Origin of the sequence: Streptococcus sp. HMSC057G03, assembly GCF_001808745.1 — a bacterium.
GTDB classification, from domain to species: domain Bacteria; phylum Bacillota; class Bacilli; order Lactobacillales; family Streptococcaceae; genus Streptococcus; species Streptococcus parasanguinis_Z.
In genome coordinates this window covers 126,212-148,631 of the sequence record NZ_KV794418.1, presented here as the reverse complement: position 1 = coordinate 148,631, position 22,420 = coordinate 126,212, and the positions used below count along the sequence as shown (strand labels likewise).

The following is a 22,420-nucleotide window of genomic DNA, read 5'->3' as shown; positions in this document are numbered from 1 at the left end:
GGCGACGAAATCGAATTCTAACGAATTACCGATTTCTGTCCCACTCTCTTTTTGAGGTTAAGATGACCTCAATCTATCTGTGCCTGATGATGTATTGATCATGGTAAAACAAATCTTCGTGAGAAAGCAAGTCTACTCATTTTTTTGAATGATTAGTTCTCCAGATCTAATTTCCCAGACTTGGTCAAAGTTCTTCAGTGCTTCATTCTGTCGGTGTAAAGTAATGATGACAGCACACGGTAAGTCTAGTACTTTTTTCAATTCTGCCTCGAACTGATGAGCATCCAAGGCTGAAAAAGGTTCATCCATAATAACTAATGGACTCTGGCGGTTTTTTTCTCGATTGAGGTACATGCGTTGTTGTTGTCCAGCTGACAGGGATTGAGGAGGTGTTGCTTCAAATTCCTCATCCTTAAACTCTGCGGGGAAAGTATTGAATAGCGTAACATTATTTTCATAACTAGAGATGAAGCTATGCTCTTGTTGCAAGATCAGGCCAAATCTCCCCCAAAGCTGATTTAGGGGAAGATCGTTCAGCAAGATCTCGCCTTGGAAATCCTCATCCGTACCATTTAAAATATTGAGCAGGCTACTCTTACCTGATCCGTTCTCTCCTATGAGGGCAATCTTATCTCCTTTGTGAATGGTGGCAAAAGAAATCTTCAATGTTGATTCCCCAAGTTGTTTAGAAAGATTTTTCAATGTGATCGTTTCAAAAGAATGCTGTGGTGCCTGAATTGAAGATGGATGTTTAACGATAGTTTGAAAGCTTTTAATTACAGGTTTTACCGACTCTAACATTTGCAGATCGTAAAGGATTTCTTGAATTGGTTCTGAGAAGGCTGTAATATAACCAAAACTTGCAACCACCTCAGGGATACCAATTTGATGATGATATAGAGAATAAGCTAGATAGGAAAAGAGAATAAGGCTAATGAATTCAAAAGAAATACCCGTCAAGAGAATACCTGTAATTTTAGTCAAACCATACCCAAGATACTTATCCTGCAAATTTTTGAGAGAACTTCTTTGTTGCTCTATAAAATGAGGTAGAGTAAGTTTGTTAACTAGGTGATGTCCTCGGAATAGATCCTCCAAGGTCCGATAATAATCACCTTGCTTTTCAAGATAGGTTTGTCTACGCTTCGCAGTCAATTGACCAACGATCTTTGGAATTTGAATACTGATGGCTGTTGAAATCAGTAGGATCAGTGCCACTATAGGATTGATCGTTCTGGTAATAATGATGGTATAAATCAAAATTCGTAGAATCTGCTTAAAAAAACTCATCAGTGGAGGTAGATAATCTTTTTCCAGTGAATCAAGATCATTAGATTGATAAGAAATGTATTCTGCGACTGTTTTCTGCTTGAAATCATGGTGGGCAAGTCCTAAAAGAGATTGAAACCAATCGTTCTTTAGATTTGTCGAAAAGAGAATGGCCTGTTTCCAGTCAAGTCGCATTTGGATGTAGTTGCAAGTCAAGTAACCTATAACTGCGATACAATAACCTGACAAAGCTATTTGATAGTGGCCACGAATTAATTCTTGTGTAAAGTATGGAAGAAGAGCCGTACAAATATTGGACAGTCCACTAAAGAGAAAATTAAAGAAAAGATACCAGCGCAAAGGCTTAAGGTATTGAAACATAGACGAAACTCCTTGATAAAGCTATAACATAAAACTGATAATGACATAACAGCCCAGTTACATTAATGAGCAAATAGGGGCATTAGTTAGAAACTTTCATTTTTGTAAAATATAACTAAATTATAGCATATGATGAAGTCAGTTTATTAATTTGAAAGAAGTTTGTCCATGTATTTCTCAAAAAAATTTGATATTAGGATGATTCTGTAGGCGTGTTAATTTAAACAAAAGAATTGCTGGCGACAGAAGATGCTGCGAGTGGAACCTACTTGCCTCCAAGTAGTGGATCTGATCTATCGTGGAAGCAAACAGTCTCTTTAGGGTGGCAAAAACGTCAAGCCATTCTGAACAAAGTGAAGAATCCGAAAGTTGAAACATTAGAAGAAAAACTCTCAAAAATGTCACGTGCTGAACTGGAGGAAGAGTATGGAGATGTGATTCAAGCCTATAAAAGGTATACGAATATGGGGCAAGGTGATGCGATCCTTGCCAAATGGGATATGAACGATCTCAAATTGTTATGGAAGCGGTATAATGAAGTAAAGGATGATCACTTAGGATTATTACCTTCAGAATTAGCCAAGGTGGACCCGAAATTTAAGAAACGTATCGATGCAATGGATCAAGAAGCGTTAGAAGAGGCCTACCCAGAACTTAAAACATTGATCTCCATGGCTCATGTGAATCCATATGCACAACTATTTAAATCTGAAACAGAACGAGCTAATTATGATTACCTACTAGACCGCTATTTCCTTTTAGATAGTCAAAAAATGCTTAGTTGGCGAGATCCTGCTTTTCAAACTAAATATGATTATTATATAATTGAAGAAGGTATTGATCCTTTTACAGGCAAACCTGCTACACAGGAAGAAATCAATCGGGCAAAAAATATCAAAAAGGTGAGAACTGTTACTGAGAGCTTCCAACTGGCAAGTACCCTGTATACCTCTTATGTAGGATACAATCAGTACTACAATAAACCCTATACAACGTTCTCGGATGTATTTAGTAAGGTAAAAGGGAAGATTCCTGTCTTCAATAGGAAACCAGTAATTCCTGTTTTTTCAAATAGATATTCAAAAATAGATTTTACTCAAACTGACTTTGATGTTGAGTTAATAAGAGGTAGATTGAAAACTGATCCAGATACGGCTTTTTTCTGGTCAGGACGAACAGATGGCATTGGAGGAATGGATGTTGCGAAAAAAATAGCAAAAAATAAAGGAGGAGTTACATTAGAATCTACGATTGATGATACGAACATTGTAATGCCTGAATGGGATTTTAATACTCCTTCAAGTGTAACAGCTTGGGAGGAAGCTTCGAATGTTTACGCAGAGCAAGTATCTGGTGAAATAAGAGCTGTAGTTGGTAGCGAACTACGACCAGGAAATATTTGGGAAAACATCGAACTACCAAGATTGAAGGCCAATCCAAATGTTACTAAGGTTACAACAATAGATCCTAAAACAGGGGTAGAAAAAATTATATTCGAGAGGTAGAAATGAAAATTACAGGAACAAGATCAACAATTACTTTTGATTTAGAGAATGGTTTCCTCTTAAAAGCACAAGGAGAATTGCTGATCAATAAAAAATTTGTTGTTTATAAAGATAGTATGACACAATGGGAGCCTCCTCATGAGAATCTTCCGATAACTCAAAGAGAAATAGAAAATATTATTAATACAGCTAAAAAAATGGAGAGCAATCAAACTATTCAATTAGACTTTGTATAATTATATTGTATTCTAAGAGAAATAAATCTCTATACAGGTGGTCAGGTTGTCTATCATGGGACCAAACTCCTAGGTGGAAGCGAAGAAGATGTTCAAACCGCAAACTTTATCGGGAACATCGTAGGAGGTTATGTGGCCTCCTCAGCAACCAGCAAGTTTAGTTTGAATCAACCTATTTTTTCAAATCGATATTCAAAAATAGATTTTACTCAAAACAGAAGACCATTATAAAACATTTTAAAAAAATAGAATAGAGGTTTGAAATCCTGAAAAATAGAATTCATTACATTACGAAACTTGAAATGCAAGATCGATTGCCTTTCAGTGGCTTTGTAGCAAATTTTGATGGGAAGCAGATCCAAAACAAAGAAGAACTATTTCGTTTTCTTGAAAAAAATGTCGGACTTCCTGATGCCAATAATTGGTCATCTATTACAGATTGGCTGACAGACTTATCATGGATAAAAGCTGAAGAATACAACTTTATTCTTGAAAATTATGATAGCTTCTTAAAAGATGACTTATCATCTAAAGACTTATTTTTAGAAATTTTGGAAGAAGATATTCTTCCTTGGTGGGAATGCGATGTTGAAAAGCATGTTGTTGGCAGTAAGGTCAAGAGTTTTCAAGTTTACATAGTAGAAAATTAAAAATAGGACAAAGTTTTAAGGAGCTACCTTAAGGTAACCACTTATGTTGGATATAATCAGTACTACAATAAACCCTACACAACTTTCTCGGATGGATATAGTAAGGTAAAAGGGAAGATTCCTGTCTTCAATAGGAATCCAGTAATTCCTGAGGTTAACCTTAAGGTAGATATCAATGGTAAAACTATAACAGAAACCACAAAACCTTATGATCGCGAACATATTTTACGAAATATAGAAGAAAGCAGGCTTGCGAGGGAGAATTCAGGGTTTAAAGACTTTTCAACCACGAGGCTTCAGCCGGTAGTCAAGCCTCAGCCTGCACCTAAGAATTTAGATGTTGAGGGACCAGTAGTAAATAATATTCAATCTAAATATCCCGATTTGCAAACTTATGAATATAATTCATATACAAATCCTGGTCCACTAAATGATTTAAGAGGTCAGCCTAATGTTAATTTTTATGGGGGACGGTATGATGTTGAAGTTTTGAAGTCTCCTAAAATATTATATCGAGCTGGCGACCAAAGCAATCCGCTAGGGCAATGGTTTACAGAATCAGCCCCACATTCTGAGATAGAAGTTAGAATAAATACGGCAGTAAAACCAATTTGGACAGATCGTTCAGGAAACTACACTGGCAGCTCTCCTTTAAATACAGTTTACGAAATAAAAATACCAGCTGGCACAACAATATACAGAGGACCTGTTGCGAGTCAAGGAGGCATCTATCAAGGTGGTTTGGAATATGAACAAATTTTTATTGAAACTCCGTGGAAAATAGAAGGTGTAGAGGTTATTAGCTCAAAACCATTAAATTAGTGAGGAAAGAAATGAAACGAAAAGAATTATTAGATAATATCAAATTAATATTACCACTATTAAATCAATACAATGATGGGACAATTCATGTACAAATTTCATTTTTACAAGGATTAGAATGTGCATTGGAAAATGGTGACTCACTCCCTACAATAAGAGAAATTAAAGATATCCTTTATCCTCCAAGAGGAGGTCTATCAGACTTTTTTGTTTGGAAGAATGATTATTTGGAACGACTAAAAATTAATGAAGAAATTGAAGCCTACAATAATAGATTATGGGAGCTTTTAAATCAAATAGAAAACTTGGAATCATAGTAAATGCATCAAATTTTAAAATTAGAAGCATTTCATCAATCTCATACAAGAATTCCAAGCGAAAATGAAGCATCTGCTTTTGAAGATTTTTGGAAACCAGGAGGACAAACCTTCCCAGGAAATATGCCAGAAGGCATCATGAAAGATATTAGTACCCAAAGAGGAGAACATACATGAAATATAGTAAACTAGGCTGGGAAGAAGTTAGTAAGTTTGAGGAAATAAAAGGTTATGGACAACATATTTGGCGACATCATGAGAAATATTTTTTTGTTACTGATGAAGGAGGAATAGCTGAACAGAGGGTAGTCTATGAATTACCATTAGAACTATTTCAATCACCCTACCAAGTTTTTCTGAGTTACTTGAAAAGTCTAACTTAATTTGACAATTTAGGCAATAAAGAAATCCTAGACAAGCTTTTGAGCTATTCAGAAGACTTGAAATACCACTATAATCTCTATCAGCTCTTGCTTTTTCACCTTCAGAATAAGGAACCAGAGAAATTTTTTGGACTCATTGAAGACAATATAAAGAAGGTTCATTCTCTTTTTCAGACTGTCTTTAAAACATTTCTAAAGGACAAAGGGAAAATCATCAATGACCTTCAGTTATCCTATTCCAACGCAAAATTGGAAGCGACTAATAATCTCATCAAACTTATCAAACGCAATGCCTTTGGTTTTCGGAACTTTGAAAACTTCAAGAAGCGAATTTTCATCGCTCTGAATATCAAAAAAGAAAGGACGAAATTTGTCCTTTCTCGAGCTTAGCTTTTCTTCAACCCACTAAAGTTGACAAAAAGCCGTAGATTTTAGGTATTTACCTTGTCTACTTAAGAGGTATCATATCATCGAGATAAAGGTGATTTGTTTGTTCCTAAGAATTAGGTTTTAGGTTTGACTTGTGGCAACTTCTGGAAAAAGCTTGTCTAGAATTTTTGGAGTGATAGCTTGTCCAGGACCTTCAGCACAATAGGTGTGAATATACATAGCGGGATTGAAGTTGAGCTCGATACAAGTGAAATGAGGTTTTTCCTTGCTAGCAGGCTGAGTTTTATCTGGAATGATGAGGTCAACCCCGCAAGCCCAGGCCCCCATGCTAGTTGCCATAGCTGCTGCCAATTCTTGGTAAGAGGAATCTATTGTCTCAGTGACATCAATAGAGTCACCACCCGTAGAAATGTTGGAGTTACGGCGGAGATTGACCTTTTTCCCTTCTGGGAGAATATCATCAGGTGCATAACCTTGCTGAGTCAACATCAATTGTTCGATGTCTCCTAGCTTAATGATTTCCAGAGGTGAGCGGTGGTCACGGCCTCGCAATGGATTGGCATTTTTCTGAGCGACTAATTCACGAATGGTGTGTTTGCCATCACCGACAACATTAGCAGCGACACGAAGGAGGACAGACTCACAACGCCCGTCCAGAATGAAGAAACGGTATTCGGTTCCTGGGATAAATTCTTCAACAAGAACAGCTGTATCTTCTTCAAAGGCAATCTCGAGAGCTTTCTTATAGTTATCAAGGCTGGCAGGCTCTTGGAAAATGGAAATGCCCAGACCGAAGTTGGTTGATTTTGGTTTAACCACAATTTGCTTGCCCTTGATAAGAGGATAGTAGGCTAGACCTTGTTCTAGACTGGTAAATTCGTCGCCGGCAGGGACAGGGAAGCCAGCATCAGCCAGGATTTTTTTGGTCACGGTTTTATTAGCCATGGCAAGAGGAACTACATAGTTGTCTTTTGAGGTCATGTTACCATTTTTGACGTACTCAACATGATCTTTATGCCAGAGTTTAAGGAATTGATCCTGCTCATCTAGGATTTCAAAATGAAGCCCTTTTTGAATGGCATCAAAGAGCAGCATCTGGGTAGAAAGTTCCATCTCCTCATAACCCTTAAGGGCATAGTGGGCAGTCCAGTCGTAATCATGATAGGCAAGCGCCTTGTCAAGGGCAAAGTCAGAAAGGGACTTGTCTTTGATATGAGGAAGAAGTTGAGCAGCTAGTGTCTGACTGGAATCTGCAAAGGCATCTTTAACTTGTTTGACCAGCCCTTGATGATAGTCACCAAGCCCAAAATGTTGCACCAGTTGGTCTAGAGCTGTCGTAATGTTCTGAGTTTCAGCTTCAGAAGGTAGAGGTTCTAAAGGATGAGAGAGGGCAATTTTTTCATTCAGCGCGTGACCTTGAGCCAGAGCCTGATCAACATTTTCAGGGGCATCCAGCCAGAGGAAGGCTAGAAGGAGTAGGTGTACGGTATCCATGGTAGTTTGGCTAATACCGATACGCTCAAAGGGGTTGAGGTCGAAGTTACGGAATTCTAGGTAGGTGATTCCCTTGTCAAGGAAGGAGCGATTAACCTTTTGTCCACGGAAACGAACAGCCGAGTAAAATTCCTTTTCCGCAATCAAATCACCTTGTTCGATATAGTTTTCGATGGCAGAGACATAGTCTTCTAGGCTTGCAAAAGATACTTGTATTTCTTCCTTATTGACATAGCCGTGGTCACTGTTACGGAAGGAACGCACAGGTTCTGGAACTTCTTGGTCGAAGAATCCTTGCTCAGCAATAGGTGCAGCCCCAAAAAGATAGGTAATCACCCAACGATAGCGCAAGTAGTTTTGAGCCAGCTTAAGATAGAGGGCGTTTTTGAAAGCAATTATATCAATCTGGTCACTTTCTTGGAATAGGGCTTCAACCAAATCTTTCCCTAGTTCCATATTATAGTGGATACCTGAGATAGCTTGTAGTTTAGTTCCGTATTTTTCGGCCAGGTAGTTACGATAATGGCGTTCAAATTCATTTTCCAGTTGGGCAACTTGGATTTCTTGGGCGTTGATACGAGGAGGCATGGACAAGGGCCAGAGAAGTTCATCTTTACTGATGGAACGTCCAGCTACATCGGTAATGGCTCCAAGAAATCGACGAGCCTCAGTGGTAGATTTAGCAACTGGTGTGATGAGTTCCATCTGAAACTCACAAAAATCTGTTTGAATATAAGGGTGGAAACTTCGAGCTCCTAGGCAGGAAGGGTGAGGCGTATGTGCTAATTTTCCCTGTCTATCGACACGAAGACTTTCGCGTTCAATTCCAAAGTTAGCTTGAAGGATAGGGCTAGTAGGCTCCAGCTTTTGAAGCAGTTGATTTATAGTCATAGAGTCACCTTTTCATCTAATGTTAGTGATAGTCTATTATAAATAGGAGAAGAAAACAACTTTCCGCTACGGTTAAGGGAAATTTCCGAATGTTTCAGATAAGAATTCTTAAAACCAGTTGTTTTTTAGCTATATTATATGGAAAAATTGTAAAATACCCACTGATTTTTATGTAAAATGTTATTTCTCTTGGAATTTAAATCAAATTAGCCTATACTAATGACGTATATATGAGAACGAAAGAATCCCTAGGGTCGGCACTGCACCCATAAAATGAGACACAAGAAAACACTCCTGTTGAAATCTGGTAAACTAGAAACAGGAGTGTTTTGTTATGGTCAAAAAAGCATATTCGGTAGAAACTAAGTTAGCCTGTATCGAAATGAAGAAGGCAGGCAAATCAAATAAAGTTATCATGGATACCCTCAGTATCAAAAATGCTAGTCAGGCCAAGAACTGGTTGCGATGGTATCAGAATGATGAATTGTACCGTTTCCACCAACCCGTGGGGAAACAATATACTTATGGTAATGGGATGAAACAGTTATCTGAAGTGGAACAGTTACGTTTGCAGGTAGAATTACTAAAAAAGTATCAGAGCTTGATAAGAGAATCGACAAAGTAAGTCTTATCAAGCTAGTAGAAGAGTATAAGAAAACGTGCCCTGTATCGATTATTTTAGAATGTTTCGGCGTCAAACGCTCCACCTTTATCGCTGGAAACAGGAGTGTAAGAATTCTCAGAAAAGAGGCGAAATAGCAGATAATGGCTGTATCGAATGGTTTCACTCTGTTCTCAAGTCTGAAACCTTCTATCTCCATAAGTGGAGAAACATAACTGAAGATAGTCTAACAGATATTGTCAAAAATTACATCATATTTTATCCTGATAATTATGTATCACCATTGAAATAGCCTGCGTGGAACTTGTTTAGACACCGTTAGTTGTGGACAAGTTTCTTTTTTTATTTTAGGTGCACTAGATGAATCTCTCCCAAAATGTGTTGAAAATATAAATAGAACTCTGGCTTTCTCCTAATGCAAGTACGGGAAGAGTTGAAAAACGCTAACCTGGAATCTCTCCTCTAGCTATTCCACCTATTTCATGCTAGAATAAAGAAAAACACATTTGGAGGCATTATGAATCAGACAGTGACTTATTTGCAGGAATTGACAGCCATTCCTTCACCGACCGGTTTTACACGTGAGATCGCAGACTATTTGGTCAAAACCATTGAAGGCTTTGGGTACGAAGTAACTCGGACTGCTAAGGGAGGCGTGAATGTGACCGTTCCTGGTGTGATCACAGACAAGCAACGCTACGTCACAGCCCATGTGGACACCTTGGGGGCTATTGTCCGCGCTGTGAAAGCAGATGGTCGGCTCAAGCTAGACCGTATCGGTGGTTTCCCTTGGAATATGATTGAAGGGGAAAATTGTACAGTCCATGTAGCCAATACAGGAAAGACCCATTCGGGGACAATTTTGGTCCATCAGACTTCTTGCCACGTCTACAAGGATGCGGGAACTGTCGAGCGGACCCAGGATAATATGGAAGTCCGTTTGGATGAAAAAGTGACCAACGAAAAAGAAACCCGTGCCCTTGGTATTGAAGTGGGGGACTTTGTCAGCTTTGATCCACGGACAATTGTAACAGACACCGGCTTTATCAAATCTCGTCACTTAGATGACAAGGTGAGTGCAGCGATTCTCTTGAATCTTCTGCGCGTGTACAAGGAAGAGCAGATCCAACTGCCAGTAACGACCACCTTTGCCTTTTCAGTCTTTGAAGAAGTGGGGCATGGGGCTAATTCTAGTATTCCAGCTGAAGTGGTCGAATACTTGGCAGTGGACATGGGAGCTATGGGAGATGACCAAGCGACAGATGAATACACGGTATCCATCTGTGTCAAAGACGCTTCTGGACCGTATCACTACGAATTCCGTCAGCATTTGGTAGCTCTTGCAAAAGCCCAAGAAATCCCTTATAAGTTGGATATCTATCCTTTCTATGGATCAGATGCCTCTGCAGCCATGAGTGCTGGAGCAGAAGTCAAACACGCTCTTCTCGGGGCAGGAATCGAATCTAGCCACTCATATGAGCGGACCCACTTGGATTCTGTAGTCGCAACAGAGCGCATGGTCGATGCCTACCTCAAGAGCGACTTGGTAGATTAAAAATTGGATCTACTTTTGTGAACTATTTTTAGAAAGAAAACAATGTTTTTTCTTAGAAAATAACATAAGAAATTTTTTTATAAAATATCTAGTCCTTATAGTTTTTCAAATCAAAACTGAGACTTTCTGCTGTGAGAAAAGTGCTTGAAATAGAATCATTTCAAGCACTCGGGAGTTTTGGAACTTTAGGTTCAAAACTAAGTCATGGAACTTCTTCGAAGTTCGCTGACGTCCGTACTCACCTAAGGAAAGTCTCAAATAAGTCTTAAAGTTAAATTGATAACTACTCTCCGGAGTAGTTTTTTTATAAACTAAAATTTTCTGAAAATTCTTTTCTTCTGAAAATCTTTGTGGTATAATCTTAAAATAAACTTAAAATTTCTTAAGGAGTTTTACATGAAAAAAAGAAATGTCATTGCACTTGCGGGAGTTGCCCTCCTTTCAGCAGGTATCCTAGCAGCTTGTTCGGGTGGTTCTAAATCATCTAGCTCAAGCAACGGTCAAAAATTCTCATATGTCTATGAGACTGAGCCAGAAAACCTAAACTATATCACATCTGGTAAAGCAGCAACCCACGATATCACTGGAAACTTGATTGATGGTTTGTTTGAAAATGATAAATACGGGAACTTGATTCCATCTCTTGCAAAAGATTGGACAGTTTCGCAAGATGGCTTGACTTATACTTATAAACTTCGTGATGATGCCAAATGGTATGATTCAGAAGGCGAAGAGTATGCAGATGTAACAGCTAAAGATTTCGTCACAGGAATCAAATATGCGGCTGATAACAAATCAGAAATGCTCTACATCATCCAAGATTCTATCAAAGGCTTGAATGACTACGTCAGTGGCAAAAATAAAGATTTCTCAGCTGTAGGAGTAAAAGCAGTTGATGATCATACCCTTCAAATCACTTTGAACCAACCAGAATCTTACTGGAACTCTAAATTGACACTTGGGATCACTTTCCCTGTCAACGAAAAATTCGTAAAATCAAAAGGGGATAAATTCGCTCAAGCAAGTGATACTAGCTCCCTTCTTTACAATGGTCCTTACATCTTGAAGAGCTTTACTTCAAAATCTTCTATCGAAATGACTAAGAATGAAAACTACTGGGATAAAGACAAGGTCTACGTCTCAGATGTAAAATTGGAATTCTACGATGGACAAGACCAAAGTAAATTGGCCAAATCATTCGGTGAAAATGCTCTTAGCTTGGCAAAACTTTTCCCAACTGGATCTGGTTACTCAGAGCAAGCCAAAGAATTTAAAGACGAAATCACCTACACTCCTCAAGATGCTGCTTCTTATGTCATTGGTACCAACATCGACCGTCAATCTTACAAACACACAGCTAAGAAGACCGATGAAGAAAAACAATCTACTAAGAAAGCCCTCTTGAACAAGGACTTCCGTCAAGCGATCAGCTTTGCCTTCAATCGTGAAGCTTATGCTGCTCAATTGAACGGAAAAGACGGAGCAAGCAAGATCATCCGTAACCTCTACATTCCACCAACATTTGTCCAAGCTGATGGCAAGACCTTCGGTGAAATGGTGAAAACACAATTGGATACCTATGGAGATGAGTGGAAATCTACTAAACTAGATGATGGTCAAAACGGTCTCTTCGATGCGAAGAAAGCGAAGGAAGAGTTTGCAAAAGCGAAGACTGCCTTGGAAGCAGATGGTGTGAAATTCCCAATTCACATCGATATGCCTGTGGACCAAACCACTCCATCAAGAGTTCAACGGGTGCAATCTTTCAAACAATCAGTTGAAGAAGCGCTTGGTAAAGAAAATGTCGTCATCGATATCCAAATGCTTTCGAAAGAAGACCTTCAAAATGTGACCCTCTTTGCACCAAATGCGGCTGGCGAAGACTGGGATCTCTCTGATAATGTTGGATGGAGCCCTGACTACCAAGACCCATCAACTTACATGGATATCTTGAAAGCTTCATCTGGTGAAAATACTAAGACTTTCCTTGGATTTGACCCAAGTGAAAACAATGAAGCAGCTAAAAAAGTTGGTCTGTACGACTTTGAAAAGATGATCAAAGATGCTGGTGCAGAAACACAAGACGTCAACAAACGCTATGAAAAATATGCGGCTGCGCAAGCTTGGTTGACTGATAGCGCCCTTGTTATGCCAACTTCTTCATCAACTGGACGTCCATTCTTGACACGTATCGAACCATTCTCAGCTCCATTTGCATGGACTGGTGGTAAAGGAAAAGACCACGTGATCTACAAAGGAATGAAACTCCAAGACAAAGCTGTGACAAGTGCTGATTACAACAAAGCCCTTGAAAAATGGCAAAAAGAACAAGCAGAGTCAAATAAAAAAGCACAAGAAGATCTTAAGAAACACGTTAAATAAGGATCGATAACCGAGGCTGATGCCTCGGTTTTTTTGTGGATCAGATGAATATCTGTTTGATCTTAAAACGCTTACATAGTATAATGGGAGTGTTGATTACAAAAAGTTAGGAGACTGACATGAAAAAGAAAACAATGGTTTCCATTGTCGCATCAAGTTTATTGATCGCACCGATGGTCTTGCATCAAGTAGCAGCAGCAGATGAGCAGACAGAAGAGTTAGCTCCATCGACAGAAGTGGTCCATGCTCCATCTACTGAAGCAACACCGACAGCACGTGACACAAGTACTAGCTCTAGTGAAGAAGGAGCGAGCTTGAGTGAGGCATCGCTGGATCGGACGGCAGTTGCAAATCAAGTAGCCCCTGCTACAGAAGAACACACAAGACAAAGTGAGCCTACGGTCCCAGTAGCAAGTCCAGCAACAACCAACAGGGAAGCTGCACCTCAATCTGCTCCCAGTTCAGAAGCTCCGGCAACAAGTAATGATTTAGCAAAGGTTACAGGTAGCACCCTTGCAGCTGATCAGGCCCCTAAAGAGTTGACGGTCCAAGATGCTGTTAATGGCTTGCTTCAATGGGCAGCAACAGATCCTAGCCAATTGGGCCAAAGCCAAGCAGATCGCGAACGCTTTGCCAAGAGTTTAGGCTTGATTGAAAAATCAGAAGATTTGACTCGTAAGGTTAGTCAGCCAGAATTGGCCAAGATGTATGAAACAGCTAAGAAACTCTACGATGCCTACCGGGCTGAAAAGAAAAGCCCGCTCTTTTTAAATGGTCGTGCCCAGCCGATTTTCCCTTATACGACGGGAGAAAAAGCAGACCAAGACTACAAATATGAAGACAGCCAAATTGTACGCTTCCCTGTCTATGTCGAAACGGACTACGACACCGACGCAGATGGCAAGCCTGACTTAGTCAAAGCCATTGTTCAACTACCAAAAGCAGTAGCGCAAGGTGATTTTAAGGCAGCCACTATTCTGGAAGCGCGCCCTTACGTAGCGGGGACGCTTGATGAAAACTACGTGACCCTCGAAAGTTTGGGGCTTCCAACGGACGGTAGCTATGACATGAAGAAACTGCACAGCCAACCTGCAAAGAGACAGCCAGTAAGCAGTGAAACAACAGTAGAAGCAGCCAAAAAAGCCAAGGCATCGGATTGGTATTACTACAGTCCCTACGAGTATATCTATGACTACGAAGATCTGAACTGGTACGACTATTTCTTGGTCAGAGGCTATGCCTTTATCTCGAGTGCGGGACTTGGTACCAAGGGATCAGAAGGATTTAACACCACAGGTTCTGATCTCGAAATCAATGCCTTCAAGAATATCATCGAGTGGGTCAATGGCAAACGCAAGGCCTACACCGATAAGACTAGCAATGTTGAAATCAAGGCAGACTGGGCAACAGGCAATGTCGCTATGACCGGTCTCTCCTGGGCTGGAACCACGACCTTTGGTGTGGCAGCGACAGGCGTAGAAGGCCTAAAGACCATCGTTCCAGCAGCAGGGATTGCCTCTTGGTATGATTATTTCAATAGCCAAGGAACCCAGTTTGGCAATGCGCCTTATAGTGATCTTTCATGGCTATCCCTCTACGTTAGCACGCGGATGCTGGACCAAGACGACTGGGCAGGGATTTGGCAAAACTATTCCAACTACATCAACCAATTGAACAAGGACCAGTACGCCCATGATCGTAACTACAGTGATGTCTGGAAGGAGCGGGATTATACCCTTCATCCGGAAAATCTCAAGACCAGCGCCCTGATCGTCCATGGCTTGAATGATGACAATGTCAAGACCAAACACTTTGAACTCATGTACGATGCCCTCAAGAAAGCAGGCCAAGATGTCAAGCTCTATCTCCACCAAGGAGATCACGTCTATCCAGCGGCTATGTCACGGGGATACGGCATCACCGCCAATGGTCAGGACTTTTATGACCTGCTCAATACCTGGCTGACCCATTACCTCTACGGAGTGGACAATCACGTCGAAAGCTTGCCAGCGGTCCTAGCTCAAAACAACTATGATCCAAGCAAGTGGACCAGCTATGATAACTGGAAGAGCAGTCAACGTCTCTTCTTGAATGCAAGCTCGAAACGTCTAGAAGAAACCATTTCTAGTGATTATGCGGCTGCAGGTGTTGAGATCGCTAACCGTAATGAAACTGTCAGCAAAGCCTCCTCTAAGGCCAATCTGACCTTCGTTTCTGATGTTACTGAGGACACTACGATCAAGGGCCACATCCCTGTTCATTTCAAGGCAGCTCTTGCCAAGGGTCAAGGAAAGAATTTCCAAATCAACGCCCTCTTGGTAGATGTGGCAGATGAGGACTTTGACGTGGTAGGAAATGGTAGCGTCAAGCAAGATAAAACGGCAGACGCTTTCTGGATGGGAAGCAATTTAAGCAACCTATCTGTTGCCGAATACGAAACCATCAAGACCAAGTACAAGGTGATTGCGAAAGGCTGGATCAACCTTGCGAACCCTGAGTCTGGCTACGATTCAGCAAGCTCTCGCGCTAGCATCGAGCCAAAAGTTGGTGAATACCACGATTACACCGTTTATCTCCAACCAAATCTTTATACGGTTAAGAAAGGTCACAAGTTAGCCCTAGTCTTTAACACCTATGACCCGTCTGATTTAACGGTGGAGCATCCCTATGAAGTAACCTTTAAGACAGATTCTATCCAGGCAGCGATTCCAATTGTCGAAAAGACCCGCGCCCAAAAAGCAGCCTATGTACCGAGTGCAACAGATACAAACTATGCGAATTTACCAGAAGTTGAAGGTGCTACTCTAGTCGCTCCAGAAGTGCACTACAAAGAAGAATATAGGCTTCCAACTCCAGAACACCGTGTCCAATCAAGCCAAACTCTTCCTGAAAAAGAACAACAGATGCAAACAGGATCAGCAAGACAAGAGAAACCTCATCATACACTAGCTGTATCCTATGGCCCTAAATTTGTTTCATATGGATTGGCAGAAGATACTCAAGAAGTGACACCTGCAGTAGGAGGAGAGCAGGTAGACCATACGCTTCCTCAAACAGGGAGCAAAGACCATTCTCTGGGTCTCTTAGGGGTGATCAGCCTAACAGCTTCTAGCTTCATCTTTTGGCGCAAAAAGAGAGAAGATGCCTAAGGACTCCCCGTAGCAAATATTTCTAAAATGGCATCTTTTAGTGTAAAATAAAAGTAGAAATGCAGAATCAGTAGTCACTACTGAAAAAGGAGGAAATATGGCACACATAATCACAGATGCAACTTTTGAACAAGAAACCAGCCAAGGCCTTGTCTTGATTGACTTTTGGGCAATTTGGTGCGGTCCATGCCGCATGCAAGCTCCAATCTTGGATCAGTTGGCAGAAGAAGTACATGAAGATGATTTGAAAATCTGTAAGATGGATGTCGATGAAAATCCAAATACAGCGCGTCAATTCGGTATCATGTCGATTCCAACTCTTCTCTTTAAAAAAGATGGACAAGTTGTCAAACAAGTGGCTGGAGTTCATACGAAAGCCCAATTGAAAGAAATCATTGCAGAATTGAGCTAAAAAGAAGACTCGTTTTCCAAACCGGAAAACGAGTTTTTTTGATGCTCTTTATTTCTTTCAAATAGACGCGATACCCATTGACAGCGCTTTCTTATAGTGCTAAAATGAAGCTGTATTTCCTATAAAATTTTTACAGGAAAAAATTCTCCTAGGAAGGTGTAGATCCTAGGAGAAAATTACATATAAAGGTTATTGCCCCTCTGTATCTTGGGCTACCCAGACACTGACGGAACGTTCTGCCACTGGGAATTCAGCAGTACCGTCTTCTTGGACTTGGACGGTTTCGCTACAATTTTCTAGTACATCATAGTAGGTGAGGCCTGCGTAGGATGAGCCGATCTCCATGACTTTTGTAGCAGCTTGGTTATTGGAAATCAAGCAGGCGATTGGTGCTGATTCTTCTGAACCTGAACGTGTCCAACCGATGCAATTAGGATCATCGAAGTAGTCCGTTTCTTCCCCATAGGCCAGATCTTTACGAACCCATAAGAGTCGATCGAGGACCCCTTGGAAACTTTCTTGCGCAAATTGGCCCTCGATACCGTAGTAGTCTCCATAGAAGACACAAGGCAAACCAGCTTCACGAAGTAAGATCAAGGCATAGGCTGCAGGCTTAAACCATTCTTGGATGGTAGATTCCAAGGCTTGCCCTCGTTGGGTATCATGGTTGTCCACAAAGGTTACGGCCTGTTCAGGATGATTGAGCGCTAGTGTTCCGTCAAAAATAGTTCGAAGGTCGAAATTTTCACCTTCTTGACTAGCTCGGAAGAGATTTTGGTGGAGGGCCACATCGATCAAGTCGTATAAGTAGTCAATGCTTTCCAAGTACTCATCGTTGGTTTCTGTGTCCCCGTTCCAAAATTCACCAAAGACGTAGAAATCTTCACCATATTTTTTGGTGATATTGTGGATGAAATTCTTCATAAAGAAGGAGTCAATGTGTTTGACTGCATCCAGACGGAATCCCTCAACCCCTGTTGTTTCGATAAACCATTCAGCCCATTGGTCGAGATTTTCTACAACCTCGGGATGTTTGAAATCGATATCGGCGTACATGAGGTAATCGTAGTTTCCGTTTTCCTTGTCAACCAGATCTCCATGGGCCCAACCTTTGTTGTCCCCTTGGATCTGGTAGATCCCACTTTTATTACGTGAAGCATCGTAGTCCGTACCGGTGAAATGGTACCAATGCCAGTGGAAGTCATTATAGGCGCCATTTCGGCCATCAAAGGTGAATTTGGTCCATCCTTGAATGGTGAAAGGTTCGGTAAGGATCTTGTTTCGATCCATCGGATCGACCTCAACGACCTCGAATTCTTCTAAACCATCTGCAGCAGCTTTGTGGTTAAGAACGACATCGGCCATTGGTTGAATCCCTGCATCTTTGAGGGCTTGAATGGCTTGAAGATAATCGTCTTTGAAACCGTATTTGGTACGAACCGTTCCTTTTTGATCGAACTCGCCCAAATCAAAGAGGTCATAGACTCCGTACCCAACGTCATTGTTAGATGTAGCTTTAAAGGCAGGTGGCATCCAGACTTTACGAATACCCAAGTCTGCTAAGTGTTGCGCATCTTCAGCAAGACGCGTCCAGTGGTTCCCATCAGCGGGCAAATACCACTCAAAATATTGCATTAAGGTTTGATTTTCCATTGTTATTTCTTCTTTCATGTGAATGTTCCTATTTTACCAAAAATAGTTGGATGCGACAAACTTTTGCGCTGGAAGCAAGCCCTTTCTAGAAAAGAAATCGCATACATGAAAGAAATGAAGTGAGAATATAAAAAGTAGCATTTTATTTACGTAGAAATATCAGTCTGATACATATATTTCTATTCATTTTATAGTTTGATCATATCAAAGGAGGATTGGTTTGAAAGTGAAAACCACCAATAGAGAGAGCATCGAAACGATTTTTACCGAAGCCTTGGCGATTCCAAGCTTTACCAACACTGAGACCGAGCAAGGGATCGAAGCCTACCTGGATCAACGGATTGCCCAGATCCCTTATTTCAAGGAACATCCGGACCATTTTGGGCGCTACCAGGTGCCACAGGATCACTTGCATCGGTCGGTCAATTGGGCCTTGGTTGATAAGGGCAAGAAAAAAACAGTGATCCTTTTCCACCACCATGATACAGTCGATTTAGAAGACTATGGAAACTTGTCGGAAATCGCACTCGATTCTGATAAAGTAGCAGAAGCCTTGAAAACACTGGATAGACGTCCAGATATGCAGGAAGATTTAGCTTCTGGGGATTGGAAATTTGGCAGAGGATCTTGCGATATGAAAGCAGCCCTAGCCCTTCAATTGGGGGTTCTGGAAGCCTATGCAGCAGACCCCTCAGAAGGTCAGGTCAATCTGCTCTATCTTTCTGTTGGAGACGAGGAATCCTATTCACGTGGGATGCGGGGAGCTTTGGGCCTCCTCACAGATTTGCAGGAAACCTTTGATCTGAATTATGTATTAGCAGTAGATTCGGAGCCCTTTGAATCGGATCTAGAAAAAGAAAAAGTCCTTCACATTGGCACAGTGGGTAAGCTCATGCCAGTCGTTGTGGCGCAAGGTGTCTTATCCCATATGAAGGAGCCTCTTAAAGGGATCAATGCCTTGTCGCTCTTAGTGGCCATCGCAAGCCAGCTAGATCTTCATCCCGATCTGACAGATCAGGCGCTGGGGGAAACGTCTCCCCTTCCTTCTTGGTCCTATCTCAGAGATATGAAGGACCAGTACGATGTATCGACCGTGCTCTATGCGGCTGGTTATTTCAGTGTGCTGCATTTGAAGAAAACACCCAAAGAGCTCCTACAGCGGATTTATGAGCTTAGTCAGGAGGCCTTGGATACCTTTTACAAGAAGTATGAACACTTGCAGGATCAGGCTGGGCAAGACCATATGATTGCAAGGCCAAGAGTCATCACCTATCAAGAACTAGAGGAACAATGCCAAGCTTTAGAGGGCTACCAAGCCTTTAGAGAAGCTTCTAATCAAAAAGCGGAGCACGATTTTCGTAATGGGACCAGTTACCAGAGCCTTGCAATCCAGCAAATCCAGCGACTCCTTGAGTTTCTCGGAGATAAAGATCCCATGGTGGTCATCGGTTTTGCGCCCCCATATTATCCTTCCATGAATTGCCGCTTTTTAGACAATACCGATTTCAATATCGTGTCCCTCATCACTGATTACCGCGAGTATCTGGACACAAGAGGTTACCGCTTAAAAGTCGAAGAATACTTTATGGGGATTAACGACACCAGTTATTGTGCCTTGGAAAAGGATGTGGCTTCTTATCAAGTCGTCCTAGATAGCCTAGCCACACCAGCCCAGGTCTATGATCTGGATCTGGAAAAAATTGCCCAAATTCAGGTTCCGGCAGTTAATCTAGGACCATGGGGTAAAGAATTGCATAAGCGAGGAGAGCGGGTCTACAAAGAAGACTTCTTGGAGACCATTCCAAACTATCTGCTAGAATTGCTCTACCATTTCGATGATCGCTTATCAACAGAATAAGAAAAAACGGTCCCAATGAGGATCAATTAGGGAGTTAGCATGATTACATTTCACGGAGTTACCAAAGATTACGATGGGCATATTGCCCTCAACCACTTGGATCTGACCATCGAGGATGGGCAAATTGTCGGCTTGATTGGCCACAACGGAGCCGGTAAGTCAACGACGATTAAGAGCCTGGTCAGTGTCATCACCCCAACCACTGGATCGATTGAAGTGGATGGTCAGGACCTCTATAGCAATCGGCTTGCGATCAAAAAGAAGATCGGTTATGTGGCAGATTCGCCAGATCTTTTCTTGCGTCTCACAGCCAATGAATTCTGGGAGTTGGTTGCGACTTCTTATGATATGAGTCAAAAAGACTGTGACCATCGCTTAGAGGAGCTTCTAAGGATCTTTGATTTTCAGAGCCACCGCTATGAAGTGATTGAATCCTTTTCACATGGGATGCGCCAGAAGGTCTTCGTCATTGCAGCCCTTTTGTCAGATCCAGATATCTGGGTCTTGGACGAACCGATGACTGGTTTGGACCCGCAGGCTTCTTACGATTTAAAACAAATGATGCGCCAGCATGCGGATCGGGGCAAGACAGTTATTTTCTCTACCCACGTCTTAGAAGTAGCTGAACAACTCTGTGATAAAATCGCCATTCTCAAAAAAGGAAATCTCATTTTCTATGGGACGATCGAGGAATTAAAGGGCCAGCACCCCGAACAAAGTCTGGAAAGTATCTATCTCAGCTTAGCGGGGCGGAAGGAAGAAGGTGGCGGTCATGCGTCTTAAGATCATCCAGCAGCTGGTCAATGTTAATATCATCTATGCCAGTCAGCCTGCTCAGATCGCAAAATTACGTGCCAAACAGGCCAAAAAACCGGACGTCAAACTCAATGTTGCCCGTAAATCGGTGCTCAACTACCTCTTTTTAGGATTGGTCTATTTTGTCATATTTGGCTTGCTCTTTAGTATCTATGATTTTGTCCATCAACCAGCCTTCTTTGTCAATATGGTCGCCCTCTTTTCCTTGATGACCATTTCCCAAGGCTTTATGAGCTTTTACAATGTCTTTTATGAAAGCAAGGACCTCCAGTTTTATAGGCCCTATGCCTTCTCAGATGCGGAAGTCATTGCTGGAAAGAGTATCTCGGTCATCCTGACTCTTCTCATGGCTATCCTTCCCTTGGTCAGCTATTTTCTGATCCTGCCTGTCCAAGCAGGCGGCTTCAATCCGTTAGGGATCCTGCTAGGCCTCTTTTGTGCCTTAATTCTCTTAGGCGTTCTCTTTTTAGCGACGATCTTACTAGCTCATTTGATCACCAAGACCTTGTTTTTCAAAAAACACACGACCCTGGTCTCCAACATCATGGTCGGAATTGGTTCTCTTCTGAGTCTAGGAGCTTATCTCTATCTGAATCTAGTCCAAACCCATCGGGTAGAAGTGTCGGGTGGCGCAGATATTCCCATTCTATTTCCACCTTTTACGGCCTTTCATCAGTTCATCCTCCATCCTTTTGATGGAGAAGCGATCCTTGGCCTTCTGGGCTGGATCCTGGTCCTTCTGGTCTTGATCGGCCTGGTTCGTAAAATCGTGATCCCGCAGTTTTATGATGCGGCCCTTGCAGTAGCGACTAACCAAACCGTTAAAGAGCGCGTGAAAGTGCTCCATGTTGGTCAGAAAGACTCCTTTAGACGATTTGTCATTCAGTATCATCGCAGACTCTTGAGCGATGGAACCCTTATGGTGCAAGTCCTCTTGATGATGAGTATTCTGCCTTACATTTTCTTACTTAGTGGAGCAGCAGGAGCATCGAAAAATATCGGCGGCCTCAGTCCTTACTTGACACCCCAGTATCTGGTGCCACTGGCCCTTGTTGCCTTCTTGATCGGTGTTTTCAATAGTTTTGGAGGCTTGACCAGTATCGGTATTTCGCTGGAGCGTGAAAACTTTGAGTACTTGAGATCGCTCCCTATTGATTTCAAGCGCTATCTCTTTATGAAGTTTTGGTTGCTCTATCTGGTGCAATCCATCCTTCCTGTCCTTCTTCTGGTTGGTGTTTGTCTCTATTTTGGCGTGCATCCCTTGGCCATCCTTGCCATGTTGCTGATCTGGGTTGTAACGACCATTCCGATCTGCATTGGAGACTATGTCAAAGATTTTCAAAATTTTAGTACCAATTGGACCAATATTACAGAGTTGATGACCCGTCATCGTGGGAATGCAGTTCTTCAGTCTATCCTATTGATTGTCTTTATCTTTGTGATGTTTCTCTTGATCATTGTTAGCTTCATTTGGACCTATCATTCCGTCAGCACCCTACTTGCTGTGATCCTTTATAGTATCATCCTGTTAATCGGAGCAGGAATCAGCTACACCATCTACCGCAAAAAAATCCGCATTCTCTACCAAGAGATCGGAGAATAAAAAGAGAGAGTGGGACAGAAATCGGTCATTCG

16 protein-coding genes and 3 pseudogenes are annotated in these 22,420 nt (G+C 41.6%); 16 read left to right on the top strand and 3 right to left on the bottom strand.

Translation table 11 applies throughout. The annotated features are described in order from the left end of the window. Window positions 1-132 precede the first annotated feature (132 nt). The gene (locus tag HMPREF2686_RS02740; protein ID WP_021153454.1) at window positions 133-1,650 is read right to left on the bottom strand and encodes an ATP-binding cassette domain-containing protein; all 1,518 of its coding nucleotides are present in this window, start codon (window positions 1,648-1,650) and stop codon (window positions 133-135) included. Between the two features lie 248 nt (window positions 1,651-1,898). Here HMPREF2686_RS02740 and HMPREF2686_RS10600 point away from each other — a divergent pair. The 8 genes and pseudogenes from HMPREF2686_RS10600 to HMPREF2686_RS02705 form a co-directional block, all read left to right on the top strand. Then, window positions 1,899-3,155, top strand: a pseudogene (locus tag HMPREF2686_RS10600) (hypothetical protein); the annotation flags it as partial. A 2-nt stretch (window positions 3,156-3,157) separates the two neighbouring features. Then, on the top strand, window positions 3,158-3,391 hold the full coding sequence (locus tag HMPREF2686_RS02730; RefSeq protein ID WP_003007814.1) for an Imm74 family immunity protein: 234 nt from the start codon (window positions 3,158-3,160) through the stop codon (window positions 3,389-3,391). 302 nt (window positions 3,392-3,693) lie between these two features. Then, window positions 3,694-4,041 (top strand): barstar family protein, encoded by a 348-nt coding sequence (locus HMPREF2686_RS02725; protein WP_003007812.1) that lies wholly within the window; start codon window positions 3,694-3,696, stop codon window positions 4,039-4,041. Window positions 4,042-4,425: 384 nt separating this feature from the next. Next, the gene (locus HMPREF2686_RS02720; protein WP_070449111.1) at window positions 4,426-4,863 is read left to right on the top strand and encodes a hypothetical protein; all 438 of its coding nucleotides are present in this window, start codon (window positions 4,426-4,428) and stop codon (window positions 4,861-4,863) included. A gap of 11 nt (window positions 4,864-4,874) precedes the next feature. Then, window positions 4,875-5,180 carry a hypothetical protein gene (locus HMPREF2686_RS02715; protein ID WP_003007809.1) on the top strand — a complete coding sequence of 102 codons (306 nt, stop codon included), beginning with the start codon at window positions 4,875-4,877 and terminating at the stop codon, window positions 5,178-5,180. Between the two features lie 3 nt (window positions 5,181-5,183). Next, complete coding sequence (locus tag HMPREF2686_RS10510; RefSeq protein WP_158000719.1) at window positions 5,184-5,357, top strand: hypothetical protein; 174 nt, start codon at window positions 5,184-5,186, stop codon at window positions 5,355-5,357. Beyond that, window positions 5,354-5,563, top strand: coding sequence for a hypothetical protein (locus HMPREF2686_RS02710; protein ID WP_031573799.1), 210 nt, complete (start codon window positions 5,354-5,356; stop codon window positions 5,561-5,563). The genes HMPREF2686_RS10510 and HMPREF2686_RS02710 overlap by 4 nt, the downstream gene beginning before the upstream one ends. Window positions 5,564-5,569: 6 nt before the next feature. Continuing rightward, window positions 5,570-5,953, top strand: a pseudogene (locus HMPREF2686_RS02705) (ISL3 family transposase); the annotation flags it as partial. 120 nt (window positions 5,954-6,073) lie between these two features. On the opposite strand, the gene gshAB reads toward HMPREF2686_RS02705, so the two are convergent. Further along, on the bottom strand, window positions 6,074-8,338 hold the full coding sequence (gene gshAB, locus HMPREF2686_RS02700) for a bifunctional glutamate--cysteine ligase GshA/glutathione synthetase GshB (RefSeq protein WP_070449109.1): 2,265 nt from the start codon (window positions 8,336-8,338) through the stop codon (window positions 6,074-6,076). Between the two features lie 334 nt (window positions 8,339-8,672). Between gshAB and HMPREF2686_RS02695 the strand changes: the two are divergent. From HMPREF2686_RS02695 to trxA, 5 genes and pseudogenes are all read left to right on the top strand, one after another. Continuing rightward, window positions 8,673-8,927 (top strand): annotated as a pseudogene (locus HMPREF2686_RS02695) (IS3 family transposase); the annotation flags it as partial. Window positions 8,928-9,477: 550 nt separating this feature from the next. Continuing rightward, window positions 9,478-10,515, top strand: coding sequence for a M42 family metallopeptidase (locus HMPREF2686_RS02690; RefSeq protein WP_049506597.1), 1,038 nt, complete (start codon window positions 9,478-9,480; stop codon window positions 10,513-10,515). A 396-nt stretch (window positions 10,516-10,911) separates the two neighbouring features. Further along, window positions 10,912-12,897, top strand: coding sequence for a peptide ABC transporter substrate-binding protein (locus HMPREF2686_RS02685; RefSeq protein WP_070449107.1), 1,986 nt, complete (start codon window positions 10,912-10,914; stop codon window positions 12,895-12,897). 119 nt (window positions 12,898-13,016) lie between these two features. Further along, the gene (locus HMPREF2686_RS02680) at window positions 13,017-16,046 is read left to right on the top strand and encodes a CocE/NonD family hydrolase (protein WP_070449105.1); all 3,030 of its coding nucleotides are present in this window, start codon (window positions 13,017-13,019) and stop codon (window positions 16,044-16,046) included. A gap of 97 nt (window positions 16,047-16,143) precedes the next feature. Next, window positions 16,144-16,458, top strand: a complete 315-nt coding sequence (trxA, locus tag HMPREF2686_RS02675) for a thioredoxin (protein WP_070449103.1) — start codon at window positions 16,144-16,146, stop codon at window positions 16,456-16,458. Between the two features lie 189 nt (window positions 16,459-16,647). Here the strand turns inward: trxA and HMPREF2686_RS02670 are convergent, their stop codons facing one another. Next, window positions 16,648-18,129 carry an alpha-amylase gene (locus tag HMPREF2686_RS02670; RefSeq protein ID WP_070449101.1) on the bottom strand — a complete coding sequence of 494 codons (1,482 nt, stop codon included), beginning with the start codon at window positions 18,127-18,129 and terminating at the stop codon, window positions 16,648-16,650. A gap of 208 nt (window positions 18,130-18,337) precedes the next feature. Between HMPREF2686_RS02670 and HMPREF2686_RS02665 the strand changes: the two genes are divergently transcribed. The 3 genes from HMPREF2686_RS02665 to HMPREF2686_RS02655 are packed head-to-tail and all read left to right on the top strand — an operon-like array spanning window position 18,338 to window position 22,388. After that, window positions 18,338-19,969 carry a M20/M25/M40 family metallo-hydrolase gene (locus HMPREF2686_RS02665; protein ID WP_070449161.1) on the top strand — a complete coding sequence of 544 codons (1,632 nt, stop codon included), beginning with the start codon at window positions 18,338-18,340 and terminating at the stop codon, window positions 19,967-19,969. Window positions 19,970-20,008: 39 nt separating this feature from the next. Next, entirely contained in the window at window positions 20,009-20,752 is a 744-nt protein-coding gene (locus tag HMPREF2686_RS02660; protein WP_070449100.1) for an ABC transporter ATP-binding protein, read from the top strand. Further along, the gene (locus HMPREF2686_RS02655; RefSeq protein WP_070449098.1) at window positions 20,742-22,388 is read left to right on the top strand and encodes a hypothetical protein; all 1,647 of its coding nucleotides are present in this window, start codon (window positions 20,742-20,744) and stop codon (window positions 22,386-22,388) included. Before HMPREF2686_RS02660 ends, HMPREF2686_RS02655 begins: the two co-directional genes overlap by 11 nt. The last annotated feature ends 32 nt before the right edge of the window (window positions 22,389-22,420 follow it).